This window comes from Acidobacteriota bacterium, assembly GCA_022562055.1.
Classification (GTDB): Bacteria; Actinomycetota; Acidimicrobiia; order Spongiisociales; family UBA5794; genus BMS3BBIN02.
The window spans coordinates 52,123-63,336 of the sequence record JADFQA010000017.1; the positions used below are offsets into that span (position 1 = coordinate 52,123).

General features: G+C 57.7%; 11 protein-coding genes. 1 reads left to right on the plus strand and 10 read right to left on the minus strand.

Annotated features, from left to right (window positions below; genetic code table 11):
- The first annotated feature begins 21 nt into the window (after nt 1–21).
- Nucleotides 22–459, plus strand: a complete 438-nt coding sequence (locus IIC71_07630) for a MarR family transcriptional regulator (protein MCH7669055.1) — start codon at nt 22–24, stop codon at nt 457–459.
- Nucleotides 460–799: 340 nt separating this feature from the next.
- On the opposite strand, the gene IIC71_07635 is transcribed toward IIC71_07630, so the two are convergent.
- The 10 genes from IIC71_07635 to IIC71_07680 all read right to left on the minus strand — a co-directional run.
- Nucleotides 800–1,510, minus strand: a complete 711-nt coding sequence (locus IIC71_07635; GenBank protein ID MCH7669056.1) for an amidohydrolase — start codon at nt 1,508–1,510, stop codon at nt 800–802.
- 39 nt (nt 1,511–1,549) lie between these two features.
- Nucleotides 1,550–2,359 carry a hypothetical protein gene (locus IIC71_07640; protein ID MCH7669057.1) on the minus strand — a complete coding sequence of 270 codons (810 nt, stop codon included), beginning with the start codon at nt 2,357–2,359 and terminating at the stop codon, nt 1,550–1,552.
- 149 nt (nt 2,360–2,508) lie between these two features.
- The gene (locus IIC71_07645; GenBank protein MCH7669058.1) at nt 2,509–3,432 is read right to left on the minus strand and encodes an ABC transporter permease; all 924 of its coding nucleotides are present in this window, start codon (nt 3,430–3,432) and stop codon (nt 2,509–2,511) included.
- The gene (locus IIC71_07650) at nt 3,425–4,495 is read right to left on the minus strand and encodes an ABC transporter permease (GenBank protein ID MCH7669059.1); all 1,071 of its coding nucleotides are present in this window, start codon (nt 4,493–4,495) and stop codon (nt 3,425–3,427) included. Before IIC71_07650 ends, IIC71_07645 begins: the two co-directional genes overlap by 8 nt.
- Nucleotides 4,496–4,632: 137 nt before the next feature.
- Nucleotides 4,633–6,264, minus strand: a complete 1,632-nt coding sequence (locus tag IIC71_07655; protein ID MCH7669060.1) for an ABC transporter ATP-binding protein — start codon at nt 6,262–6,264, stop codon at nt 4,633–4,635.
- A gap of 113 nt (nt 6,265–6,377) precedes the next feature.
- Complete coding sequence (locus tag IIC71_07660) at nt 6,378–7,484, minus strand: BMP family ABC transporter substrate-binding protein (GenBank protein ID MCH7669061.1); 1,107 nt, start codon at nt 7,482–7,484, stop codon at nt 6,378–6,380.
- 142 nt (nt 7,485–7,626) lie between these two features.
- Entirely contained in the window at nt 7,627–8,661 is a 1,035-nt protein-coding gene (locus IIC71_07665) for an alcohol dehydrogenase catalytic domain-containing protein (protein ID MCH7669062.1), read from the minus strand.
- A 126-nt stretch (nt 8,662–8,787) separates the two neighbouring features.
- Nucleotides 8,788–9,957, minus strand: a complete 1,170-nt coding sequence (locus IIC71_07670; protein ID MCH7669063.1) for an alanine--glyoxylate aminotransferase family protein — start codon at nt 9,955–9,957, stop codon at nt 8,788–8,790.
- A 212-nt stretch (nt 9,958–10,169) separates the two neighbouring features.
- The gene (locus tag IIC71_07675) at nt 10,170–10,763 is read right to left on the minus strand and encodes an SRPBCC family protein (protein ID MCH7669064.1); all 594 of its coding nucleotides are present in this window, start codon (nt 10,761–10,763) and stop codon (nt 10,170–10,172) included.
- Nucleotides 10,764–10,797: 34 nt separating this feature from the next.
- Nucleotides 10,798–11,214, minus strand: a 417-nt coding sequence (locus IIC71_07680; GenBank protein ID MCH7669065.1) for a hypothetical protein, incomplete at its 5' end; no start/stop codon positions are given.

Consider the following 11,214-nt stretch of genomic DNA (forward strand, 5'->3'; position numbering starts at 1 on the left):
TTTTGTGATAAATTTCCTTTCATGGTCGAAAGCAGCATCTTTGACGATCGGATTACATCCTTTGGCCGCCTCATCGAGGTCAGAGCGCGACTCGACCGCGAGTTTGGGCGGTCGCTGGAGGAGGCTCATGGCCTTTTGCAGACGTGGTTCGAGGTGCTTCTCCGTATCGGAAGAGCCGGGGAAGCGCGACTCAAGATGTGCGACCTAGCCAATGAAATTGCTCTCACCACCGGCGGAGTAACTCGGTTAATCGATAGAATTGTCGAGGCGGGTTACGTTCAACGAACGCCATCGGATTCGGATCGTCGGGTGTTGTATCTGGAACTCACGGAATCGGGTCACGACATCCTCGAGGCCGCATGCCGCACCCATCTCAAGGATCTAGACGAGCAGATGTTTTCACGTCTCACCCGTCGCGAGGCTCAGCAACTCGACTCGCTGTTGGAGAAACTGCGCTGAACCGGCGGTAGCACGGTCGGCGGACCGTGTTGCTAGATGATGTGATCGTCCATGCCGGAGATCTGACGCAAGAGGTCCGTTCGGTCGGTGTGACACGTTCCGGGTCAGTGCAACACCGAGTCTCGGCAAGCAGGAGTATGGCCTGCTGCCTAATTCACATAGTTGATGTTGACAGCGCTCGGAACAGCGCCTACTCGGGGTGGATCACATGCCAGTCATCGATGAGTCCGATATGAATCGATCGCCCGTCTCTAGCGAGTATGTCAACCGTGCATCCTTGGGTCGACACGAAGCGGATGGTCGGCGGGACCGGTCGTTCTTCCGTTTTTTCCCGATGCTCCTAGGATCTCAGCAGCAGTTCTTCAGCGCTACGACCCAGCACCCATTCGAGGTCTTCATCGGGGAGTCCGCACCGTTGTACCTTGAGCAGCTCGACGACCGAGTCGTGAAACGGGGTGTCGGAACCAAACAGGACCCGCTCGCGGCCCACACGTTCAACAGCTTCAACAATCTTCGTGGGCATTGGCATGCCTGATGTCTCGAGATAGACATTGGAATTGCGCTCCGCAACGTCGATCGCGGCGTTTATGTAGATAATGTTGCCGTGACCCATATGTCCGAGAATGACGGGCACGTCAGGGAACTCCACCACAAGCTCTTCGATACTCCACGGCAAGGTAAATATGGGGTGTCCACAATGAATGAGAACCGCTCCGCCCTGGTCCCGGACTACCTCCATGATGGGGTGAACGAGCGGATCGTTGGGGTGGTATCCATCGAGCAGGGGATGGAGTTTCACACCGACGAAGTCCTCAGAGGCGAGAAACCGCGAACACTCAGCAACAACATTTTCCATCCTGGGGTTAGCCCAGTAGAGAGCGTGCACAGTCCCGATCGAGTCGACGGTACGCTGGACAAGGTCGTTGTCGGGATGAAACACCACCCCGCCGTCGATTCCCGCATCGCGCATGACGACACCAAGACCAGGACCGTCTAAAGATACGCCGAACATGGGGAAGTCCCCTACATGCATGTGTGCGTCGAAAATCATTTTCTATTTCCCTTCGTGGCTGAGTGACTCAGGCGTTGCTTAACCCCGCAAGTCGCTGCCCGTTTCGCCCAGTGGAGGTACCTGAAAGACGAGAGTCGGTTGCGAGGCAACAGAAAGCGACGGCAGGATGAGTCTTACTCCTTGTTCCGAGAGGCCATGGTCATCAAATGTGATGAGGAACGGCGCTACATCCTCTGGTCCGGGAGGACCCACTTCGGAGAAGGACGTTTCTACATCCCGCGATCCGTCATTGGGCACGAGGCGAGCGTCACGCAATGCCCACCGATCCACTCCAGCCCTAGTGATCTCGCCTGCGATCATGTAGCGACCAAGCGAAGATCGTACGACTGCGACGATACGCACTGCGCCGCTATCAGTCCCAACTGGTTCAACGCTGTCGCCAGGAACGACGAGGTTGGAAATCCATGTACCGTTCCGTTGAAAATCAACCAATTGAAACTGCAAATTGGAGTTCAGTTCCATCACGAACTGGTCAAATGTTGTCCGGTTTGCCTGGCCAGACCCTGTGCTGCGGTCTTCTGTAATCTCAGCCTCGAACAACACTTCTGAGGCACGCTGACCGTCGGCAACGCGAGGCACTTGTTGCAAGATCACTTCCTCCATGGGGTGCTGCCCGCTGACCGCTTCCATCACGCTCATGAACTCAGCGAACACTCTCGCAGCGCCTGTCGAGACAGAAAGCATCGCATCCGCAGAGTCTGACCCAAAGAAGGTCTGAAGAACTTCAGTGGCTGCTCTCTCAGCTGGATCATCGCTCTTCGGGGCTTCGTCAACCCGGCGCGCCAGCCACCACCGGGGCGATACTTCTCGGGCTGCATCCGGATACACGCGAGTGTCTCGAGATATTGTCTGCGTCGATACGGTCAGAGGGGCAGTGGCGCCGTTCGCTTTCGTGGCGCAACCGGTTGCGATTACAGCCGTGGCGAGAGCCAACAAGGTCAGAATTCCTCGGTTTATGCGCCTGGATCGGGCTTTCGTCACCGTTCTCCCCTCACATACGGTACAGCGAGCGATTTGGGCAGGTAATCGTTGCGACCGAAGAGTGCTAGTGCGACAAGCACCACAACGAATGGCAAGCTGTTGACGATCTCCGGTCGGACATCGATGCCGAAGAGTTGGAGTGCTGTCGTCGCGGCCGTGGCGAATCCGAAGAGCAGTGCGCCTGCCGCGAGCCACACTGGACGTCCTCTGGCGAGCATCGCGAGAACGAGAGCCATGAATCCTCGCCCACCTGTCATGAATGGGATGAAGTTACCGGAACTGATCAGCGAAAGATATGCCCCGCCCAAGCCGGCGAACACACCCGCACCGGTTGCAGCTAGAGATCGAACGAGAACAACATTGACACCTGCTGTATCAACAGCCTCCGGCAATTCACCCGTTGCGCGGATCGCTAAGCCCCACGGAGTCTTTTGGAGCATCCAGCCAGCAAGCAGAATAGCTAGAAGCGTTAGATAGACCATATACGGTTCCCCAAAAACGACTCGACCAACTACCGGAATGTCGGACAGCCATGGGATGTACACGGTCGCCGGCTTGCCGAGCCTCGGATAGGTGTCGGCGAACAAAGCTGCATGCAGCAGACTTGTCAGACCCTCGGCGCCCAGCAGGACGCCGATACCCACAACAATCTGATCGAGGCCCCATCGCACGGACAGGACCACCATCACAAGAGATGCCGCCGCGCCGGCGACCGCTCCCCCGAGGAAGCCCAACCATATCGAATCAGTGGCGACGGCGACGGCGAAGCCACCAAATGCCCCCATCAGCATCATTCCTTCAAGCCCGACGTTGAGTACTCCGGCGCGCTCTGATACAAGTTCTCCGATACCTGCCAGCATCAACGGAATTGCTGCTGCAACGGCACCAACCAGTAACGCGGTTATCAGGGTTTCACTCATCGCTTAAACCTCCCTTGGGGAGGAGTCGGTCTGACATTGCGTTCCACACGGATCGATCGCCCCGAACTTGTTTCGCTTCGAAGTACTCAGCGACAGTCATGAACAGCAGAACGAGCGCGACTATGAGCAAGCCGAAATCGTTGGGTAGGCCTGCATTGCGGGTCGCTAGCTCGCCGCCAATGGAGAGCACCGATAACAAGAACACCAACGCAATCGTCGCCCACCCATTCATCCGCGCAAGGAATACAAGCGGTACCACGACCAGACCAAAGGCAGGGTTCCAACCCGCCCGCACGAACCCTTGCACACCGAGCACCTCTACACCACCCGCCAACCCCATCAGCATTCCACTCACAAGGAAAGTCACAACGATCAGTTTGGGGACCTTTAAACCCGAATGGTGCGCTGCCTTCACGTTAGCGCCGAGTACTTTCAATTTGAGGCCGAAGGATGTGCGGGTGATCATGAGGTGTACGGCAATGACGGCGACAAGTCCTACGACAACCCCTAAGTGCACCCGTGTACCAAACAGTGTCGGTAAACGATCGGATACATCCAAGACCCTGGTACGAGGGATTTGCAGGCCCTGTTCATCGGTGAGGAACACGACTTTGACGAGAAGACTGGCAAAGTTGACACCGATACTGCTCATCATCAATGTCGTAATGATCTCGTTGATCCCGTACCGGGCCTTCATCATGGCGGGGACAATCGTCCACACGGCGCCGACGGCTGCTGCCAACATGAGCAGGAGAACCAACATGAGACTGCGTGGTATCGCATCAGACACGGTAGCTGCGAGACCGCCTGCCAGGGCAGCGCCGAGCAAGAATTGACCGTCGACGCCAAGGTTCCAAATGCCAGCACTGAACGACACGATGAGTCCCGCAGCGATGATGAGCAGAGGTGCCATACGAATCAGGGTTTCCTGAAGCCCCGAAGGGCTGATGATTCCTCTGTGAATGATGGTGCCGTAGAACGCGATCGGGTCCTCGCCGAGTATGAGGATCAAAAGCCCACCGACGAGCGTGGCCGCGAGGAGAGGCAGGACGGCGAGCGCCATGGCGCTCCGGATCTTTTCCTTCCGGCCTAAACCATGTGACTGCGCTGTAGTGCCTCCCGACTGGCGGGAGTTTCCTCCCCGACCATCCCCGCCGACGCTCCCCCCTGTGGGTTCGGTCGGTGTAAGGTCTGAAGCTCTCACGACACGGCCGTGCCGACCATGAGGTCCCCGATGCGTCGCTCTGCGCCGGGCCGATTCTCGACGATCCCCACAACGCGGCCCTTCATGAGGACTGCGACACGGTCACAGAGATCGAGGAGCTCCTCGAGGTGACTCGAGATGATGACCGCACTCACACCTTCGGCGGCCATCTGGCGGATTCGCTCGCGAACCATCAACATCGTTCGAACGTCGAGTCCGTGTGTCGGCTTGTTGTAAATAATAATCCGCGGACCGGACGTCGTGTCGCGGGCGAGGATCACCTTTTGGATGTTGCCACCAGACAGCTTGCTGATGTTCGTTTCGGTGTTGGGCAACCGAATATCGAAGTCCTTAACCGCTGACTCGGCGTTGCGTTGAATCTCCGCTGCTTGGATGATGCGTCGCTTCCAAAAGGGAGCGTCACCGATCCTCTTGAGGACCAGGTTGATCGATACGCTCATCGACGCAACTGTCGCCTCGCCCCTTCGGTCATCGCTCAAGTAGCGCAGACCCAGCTGTCCACGCGAGTAAACGTCCAAGCGGTCAATCCGTCGGAAATACCCATCATGAAGCAGTTGTATCTCACCATTGTCCAGCCTGCGTTGACCGGCTAATACCTCGGCAAGTTCAGTCTGGCCATTACCGGCGACACCCGCTATGCCAAGGATTTCGCCCTCTGCGATCGTCAGTTCGATATCGTGGAGGCCGTGGCTGGACGGTGAAGAGTCAAGCGACACATTGATCATCTTCAAGAGCGGCTCTCCAATCGTTCGAGTGTGCTGGTCGAGCACCTTTTCGCGAGGATGTTTCGCAGAGACATCGACATGCATCTCAGCAACATCGCTTAACTCGGTACCTTCCGATCCGAACATGATCTCAACGATTCGATCGCGTAGCCGGCTGGGGTCTTCTGATCGCAGCTCCTGTTTTTCGATCGTTCCTGCGACGCGGCCCTGCCGCAGGACGGTAATTTGATCCCCCATCTCGATCGCTTCATGAAGCATGTGGGTGATGAAAACGATTGCAAGACCGCTGGCTTTCAGTCGCCGGAACATTTTCGCAAGCTCGGTAACACCCGAAGGAGCCAACATCGATGTTGGCTCATCCAGAATGAGAGCGACTTTTCCTTTCCACAGGGCCTTAATGATTTCGATAACCTGTTGTTCATCCAGAGCAAGGTCCCCGGCAATGGCCGCCGGATCGATATTGGCGCCCAACAAACTCGCTAGCTCATCGAGGCGTCTGAGTCCTTCGGCCTCGTCGAGCGTCATGCCTTTGGTGTTCCCCAAGATGAGGTTTTCGAGCACAGTGAGAGTTGGGACGAGGGTCGCATGCTGATACACGGTTCCGATGCCGAGATCAAGCGCCTTGCGTGGAGAGTCGATCTCGGTCTCGATCCCGTTGATCAAGATGGTTCCTGCATCCGGAACAGTCATCCCGCTAAGAATGCTGATCAGCGTTGACTTACCAGCACCATTCTCGCCGAGAAGACAGTGAACCTCTCCTCTATCGATCGATAGGGAGATGTTGTCGTTCGCCAGGACGCCGGGGTATCGCTTCGTGATACCGATGAGGTTGATCAGGGAGGAGTCCGAGTTCCCGCTGGGGTTCGTTGATTCCACATCCATGTGGCAGTTCTCCTACGATATTTGGTCGACTACCTGTCGCGGGACGCGCTTTAGAATATAGGAACCCGGCACCCACGTGGCGCCGGGTCCCACTCACTACTCGTCCTATGTCGCTATCCGCAACCGATGAGTTCCTCGATCTCGGCGCGGGTCTCAGCGGCGGGCACCGAGATTGAGCCGTCTACAACTCCAGCTTTTGCCGTTTCAAGCGTAGTCCACAACTCGTCGGAGATGTTTTCTGTCTGGAGAAGAGCAATGCCACCTGTTGCCAAGTTCAGATCGTAGTTGTGGTCGCCGAACGTCCCGGCTTCGACATCCCTGATCGCCTGTAGGTAGGTCGGCCCGAAGTCCCACAGTATTGACGACAGCAGAACATTCTCGTCGTCAACTGATGTTTTATCACCGATCACATCGATGAACCAGACTTTGTCCGCCCCTGCAGGTGCGTCAGCTGTCTCGACCGCACGGATCATGCCGAACGATGAGCCATCTCCGTTGCCCAAGATCACATCGGCGCCACCGGCGATGATGCTCTCGGTCACTCGCGCACCGCCTTCGACGTCGCCGTACGCCGCTTCACCAATCTGAACGAGGAGAACCTCGATGTTCGGGTTGATGGAGCATGCGCCTGCAACGAATCCACCAGAATGCCTAGCCCAGTTGAAGTCGTCGGCTGAAATGACGATTCCGAGAGTTCCCGTCATCGTCGTCTCTGCTGCGAGGATACCTGCTAGATACCCTCCCTCCTCGGCGCTCGTGCCTACGAACGCGGCGACGCCGGACTCCAAGGCATCGGGCGAGCTGTACACAACGACCCGTACACCGGTCTCGAGAGCGACTTCCTTTGCCGCGTCCCCGAATCCAGACGCGTGTGCGAAGATGAGGTCAGCCGTTTCTGCAAGTTGTCTAAGGGTTTGTGTTGGAGCGTCGTAGCCCAGTCCACCGGCTATCTCAATATCTATTCCTGCTGCCGTCGCCGCGGCCTGGGCACCCTCTACTCCCTGCTGGTTCCAGCCGAAATCGACTGGTTCCTCTGGCGTGGCTACAGCCACCTTCAAGACTGTCGTGGCTGGTGCTGCGACTGTCGTGGCTGGTGCGGCTTCGGCGGTTGTCGTCGTGTCAGCTGTGCTGCCGCAAGCCGCTCCAACGACAGCGAAAACAACGAGAACAACGAAGCCAGGCAGCCGTGCTCGTCCTCTGATCCCAGTTCGTCTACCCATTGTCCTCTTCCTCTCGTTCGCCCAAACCGACAACCGGACCCGGTTTCCCGTTCCCCGCTCTCTCGGCCCTCATGCCTGCGGAATGATATCCCATCTCATGTTGACAGTCAACAGCTAGCACAGAGTGAACATGAAGCGCGTATCAGGAACAGTTCAGGATCACCTTTGTCGCCGACCGAGAATCAAAAAGCTCGTAACCGTGCGCGGCGTCTTCCAACGGCATGCGATGACTTAGCACCACTGTCGGATCAAGAACGCCCTTCATCATTAGGTCAAGAAGTCGAACTCGGTCGTTGAACGGATCACCGATGGTGAAGACAAGCGAGATTTCGCGCTCGAACATATGGCCGTTATCGAGTGGGTAGTCTGGTTCAAAATGCGCGCCAACCACTGACACGACGCCGCGGCCGCGCACAAGTCCGAGAGCCTGTGTCAGCCCTGCGGGACTTCCCGCAGCCTCCACGACCACATCTGCGCCGAGACCGCTGGTGAGTTCGTCTACTAGTGTCGACGATCCCTCAGGCGCAACTGCCTTGGCCCCCAGTTGCTTGGCTAAATCTCTTCGCTCGGGAATCGTGTCAACTGCGATCACGCTCGCGGCCAGCCTCACGGCGCACATCACTGCCATGAGTCCGACTGGCCCACAGCCGATGATCACCACAACGTCTCCAAGGCTGGTGCCTGCTCGCTTCAGAGCGCCGAATCCCGTTGGGAGCACATCCGCGAGGAAGACCGCAGCCTCATCTGATACAGCATCCGGCAGGGACATCAGTACGCGGTCTGCTTCAGGAACCCGGACGAACTCGGCTTGGCCGCCGTCGAGCCTGGGATACACCCCCGAATACCCGAAGAGGCTTCGACTGCTGCACTGGGATGGCCGACCAGCAAGACAATGATCGCAGATACCGTCTGAGATTGTGCTGGTAGCAACCACCCGCTGTCCGAGCTTGACTCGATCCACCGAAGTGCCGATCTCCACGACCTCACCGACGAATTCGTGGCCTAGAACTGTCCCGTTCTCGAAGCCGGGCGTGAACCCGTGGAATGGGAGGAGATCAGCTCCGCAAATCGCACTCTTGCTTATCCGCACGATTGCATCGCGCGGATCAATTATCTCGGGATCGGGCACGGACAGGACCTGTACGTCCCCCGGTTCTACTAGGACAACCGCTCTCATTCGGACGGCTCCTTCTTCATTCGTCGAAACACTCATCCGCACACACGTCGAAGCCGACACCCCAGACTTTCAGGGGAGTCTCAGCCCCAACGTGCGGTAGTCGAGATTGTGGTTACCGCGTCAAAATCACAGATTTGGTGTCGCACTCAGTGCTTGCATTGCGACTTCGATTCCCTGACCGATGTCGACCTCGCACCCGAGGTCTCGCAGGCCCTGCCCGAGGGCAGATAGTCCAATGATGGGGTGGAGGCTTCGCGCGGTCTCTCCCATGTGGCCGATCCTCACGAGGTTGCCCGCACCGAGGGCTCCAGAGATCATGACTCCGTACCGTTCGCGAATATGATCACGTACTTGGACGTCGGTGAGACCTTCGGGCAGCTTCACCGCGGTTACCGAGTTTGCAGCTGTCCGAGAATCCGACGGCCAGAGTTCGAGGCCCATGGCTACCACACCCGCGCGGCATGCCGCAGCTGTGGCGGCGTGGCGCGCAATGGCCGCTTCAACACCTTCCTCGAGGATCTGTTCACATGCTGCGATAACCCCGTTCACGTCCGACACTGAGGGGGTGTAGGGGTATTTGTCCCCTTCGAGCCATTTCGTCTTCCAATCGAGAATCGAGAGGAAAGAATCGTGCGGAGCATTCGGATTCTTGGCGATGAGATCCCAACCCGCCTGACTCACCGCGATTAGCGACATGCCGCTAGGCCCCCCAAGGCACTTCTGGGGCGCTGAAATACAGATGTCAAGGCCCCATTCGTCCGGGTGAAGTTCAACGCCGCCAAGAGAAGCGACTACATCGATAAGCGACACAATGTCGTGCCTGCGACAGATCTCACCGATCTGTTTCAACGGAGACACGGTGCCGCACGGGGTCTCGACATGAACGACCGTGAGAAGTTCGACGTCGGGGTGAGCGGCCGCAACTTCTTCGATCATCTCTGGTGCTGGGACCTCACGGAATCCTGTCTCGATCTCGATGACCTCCGCTCCGTGACCAGCGAGCCAGTAACCCATTCCCTTGCCGTAGGGACCGTTCGCCAGGTTGATTACCTTCATTCCGGGCCGAACGACTCCCACGACAGCCGCTTCAAGCCCGAGGACGGCCTCGCCCTGCATGAGAATAATGTCGTTTTCAGTTCCGTACACCTGTCCGACTAGATCTCCGAGCATCCGGAAACGCTCGAGAAAAGCGGGATCGTAGTGATACGAAACAGGTGATCCCTGCGCCGCTAGAACGCGGGCCGATACCGTGGTGGGTCCTGCCGCGAGCGTAAAAGCGGGGGGACTGGTGGACATGGGCTTCCTCCTTGTCGCATGAATTTACGATGTCAAGCATGAATGGACGGGAACTAAAAAGGCTCCTCCTCCACCTCCACCGTAGAGGGAGTACTGTCAACAGTCAACAGCTAACGAGGGGTGGGAGGGCAACGAGGGCGTGTACTTCCGGCGGCCGGCAGCCTGGAGGCTGTCCGCGACGGCGCCACTCTCTGTGGTGGCCGGACGGGGCCTCACCGCTTACGAAACACCAACCACGCAATGAGCAGTCCCGTTGCGGCGATCACCACGGGGATCACTCGGGTTAGGAGGGGGCGGGCCATGGCAGAGCCGAGATCAAGATACTCCTTACTTTCCGGTGGCTCCGTCTCGCGAGTTTCCTCACCACCGGACAGCTCCGACTGGAGTCGATCTGCGAATTGATTGATTATCTTCTCAGCGACATCCTGAATGAGTCCCCTTCCCATTTGGGCCGGTCGCCCTGTGATAGCAAGTTCGGTTGCGACGTTCACGATGGTCCCACCGGCGTCTCTCACAAGAGTGGCAACAACTGTCGCTTTTGCGGTTCCCCCACCCCGTCTGTCCTTTGCTGACCCCTCGATAACCATCCGTCGAAGCAGTGCATCTTGCTCAACAACGCTGGCTAAACCTTCATATTGGATTTTCATGGGTCCTAAACGCACCGTGATGGATCCCACGAGCTCGTCTCCGCGTACCTCGTGTAGTTCGGCACCGGGCATACAACGGGCGACCATTGGGAAGTCCGTAAGAGCATCCCATGCCTGATCGATCGACGCCGCGATTCGAAAACTATTCGATAAATTCATTTCGGGTCTCCTGATTGACCGCTTCGTTCCCCGCTCATGTACCTGCACTCGATCCGAGCGCCTGACCGAGACATTGCACCACTGCTCTTCCGACGAGGACACCCGCAAGGTGACGTTTGTACTCGACTGATCCGTGCAAATTGTCGATCGGTTCGACGCTGGCTTCAACGGCCGCTACAGCTTCAGCGACCGCTGACTCGAGGGAGTCCCGCCCAACCCCGATAAGTGTTGCTTCCGCTTCCGCGATCCTTATCGGGACAGAGCCCACTGAACCCACGGCAATCTTCACGTCGATCGCTCGGCCTGCCTTCGCAGTGCCTGCCACCGTCACGGTCACCGCGGGACGCTCCTGAAAACGAATCCGCTCGTGGACAACGAAGGTTCCAGCGGCAAGAGCAGGGACGACAATCGTCTCTATCAACTCAGCATCACCGAGCGTCGTTTGATATGC

Bases quoted from the DNA above. Each gene is read 5' to 3' on its own strand.
- IIC71_07630 (MCH7669055.1), top strand. From the start codon at position 22: ATGGTCGAAAGCAGCATCTTTGACGATCGGATTACATCCTTTGGCCGC.
- IIC71_07635 (MCH7669056.1), bottom strand. From the start codon at position 1,510: ATGATTTTCGACGCACACATGCATGTAGGGGACTTCCCCATGTTCGGC.
- IIC71_07645 (MCH7669058.1), bottom strand. From the start codon at position 3,432: ATGAGTGAAACCCTGATAACCGCGTTACTGGTTGGTGCCGTTGCAGCA.
- IIC71_07650 (MCH7669059.1), bottom strand. From the start codon at position 4,495: ATGGCGCTCGCCGTCCTGCCTCTCCTCGCGGCCACGCTCGTCGGTGGG.
- IIC71_07655 (MCH7669060.1), bottom strand. From the start codon at position 6,264: ATGGATGTGGAATCAACGAACCCCAGCGGGAACTCGGACTCCTCCCTG.
- IIC71_07660 (MCH7669061.1), bottom strand. From the start codon at position 7,484: ATGGGTAGACGAACTGGGATCAGAGGACGAGCACGGCTGCCTGGCTTC.
- IIC71_07665 (MCH7669062.1), bottom strand. From the start codon at position 8,661: ATGAGAGCGGTTGTCCTAGTAGAACCGGGGGACGTACAGGTCCTGTCC.
- IIC71_07670 (MCH7669063.1), bottom strand. From the start codon at position 9,957: ATGTCCACCAGTCCCCCCGCTTTTACGCTCGCGGCAGGACCCACCACG.
- IIC71_07675 (MCH7669064.1), bottom strand. From the start codon at position 10,763: ATGAATTTATCGAATAGTTTTCGAATCGCGGCGTCGATCGATCAGGCA.